This is a genomic window from Flavicella sediminum (assembly GCF_006381105.1).
In the GTDB taxonomy this organism is placed as follows: domain Bacteria; phylum Bacteroidota; class Bacteroidia; order Flavobacteriales; family Flavobacteriaceae; genus Flavicella; species Flavicella sediminum.
This window is the reverse complement of record NZ_VDET01000077.1, coordinates 1-1,585: the sequence shown is the minus strand read 5'-3', so window position 1 is coordinate 1,585 and position 1,585 is coordinate 1. Positions and strand designations below refer to the sequence as shown.

Sequence of the window (1,585 nt, the reverse complement as noted above, 5' to 3'; positions counted from 1 at the left end):
TTAAAGAGTTAAATATTCAATTGAAATTTGATATTGTTTCAAATCATTTGTCGGTTGCTTCTCCTCAGTTTAAAGCTTTATTGAAGTATGGAGTACAGCCAAAATACAACGATTTTTTTATCAATCCCAATGAGTTCTGGGAAGGCAATGGGAATATAGATGCCAATGGAGTTGTAATACCTGATGAGGAGTTTTTAAACAAATTGTTTATGAGAAAGTCGGGCTTGCCGATACTTAAAGTAGCATTTCCAGATGATTCAGAAAAACCTTATTGGAATACTTTTTACCAGCAAATTACCTATGCAAAATTGACGACTTCGGATTTGGAACATTTAGAGGGGTTGACCAAGGCTCAGGGAATTTCCGTTTGCAAAATTGTAAACAATGCCATTGACAATGATTTGGATTTGTCGAGTTTTGATTTTGATAACGCTAAGCACTTAAAAAAAGAAATTTTACAAGTTGTACAAGCAAAGCGTTCGTATTTAGGACAAATGGACGTGAATGCAAAATCAGAATTGGTTTGGGATTTTTATGAAGAAACCCTGAAAAAAGTAAGTAGTTATGGTTGTGAAATTTTACGATTGGATGCTTTTGCCTATTTGCATAAAGAAATTGGACAAACAAATTTTTTCAATAAACCAGGTACTTGGGACCATTTAGAACGGATCAACCAAATTGCAAAAAGCAATAATTTAACCCTTTTACCAGAAATTCATGCAGAGTATGGTTTGCACTTACATGATGAAGTGGCAGATGAAGGCTATCAGATTTATGACTTCTTTTTACCAGGATTGACCATACATACCTTAGAGAATTGCAATAGTACATCCCTATTAACTTGGGCTAAGGAAATCATTAGCAAAGGCTACAAAACAGTAAATATGCTTGGTTGTCATGATGGGATACCGGTGTTAGATTTAAAAGGAAAAGAAGTAGATGGCGTTTATAATAAAGGTCTTTTAGAAGATCATGAAATTGAAGCCATTATGACCAAAATAATGGAACGAGGCGGGAGAGTAAAAAATTTATATGATCCTTCAGGGGAAAAGATATCTTACTACCAAGTCAATGCCACCTTCTTCAGCGCCTTAGGTGAAAATGAACAAAAGTTATTGGCGGCACGTGCCATCCAAATGTTTATGCCTGGTATTCCTCAAGTATGGTATTTAGATATTTTTGCAGGAAAAAATGATTATGAAGCTGCTGATAAAGGAGGAAGTGGCGGACATAAAGAAATTAATAGAACAAGCTTAAGCGAAGCGGATATTGAAGCAGGTTTAAAAAAGGAACTTGTCAATAATCAGCTTACATTGATGCAAATACGAAATACTTGTGATGCCTTTTCAGGGAATATGCAAATAAAACAAGGAACTGAAACTGAAATTCATATTGTATGGAATAATGATAAAGACATCGCTAGATTAAAGTTGGATTTAAAATCGTTGGTTTTTACAGTACAATATTCAAAGGGAGATTTGTTAGAAACACTTCATTTTAATAAGGACTAGTTATCGTTTTTTTTGAGCCCTACATAATTATAAGGAAACAGCCCCTGATTTATATCAGGGGCTGTTTCCTTATA

At 34.3% G+C, this 1,585-nt stretch carries 1 protein-coding gene; it reads left to right on the top strand.

Going from position 1 to position 1,585, the window contains the following annotated elements; all coding sequences use genetic code 11:
* A partial coding sequence (locus tag FGM02_RS18000; protein ID WP_208021551.1) for an alpha-amylase family protein occupies nucleotides 1-1,511 on the top strand: 1,511 nt, incomplete at its 5' end.
* Nucleotides 1,512-1,585 lie beyond the last annotated feature (74 nt).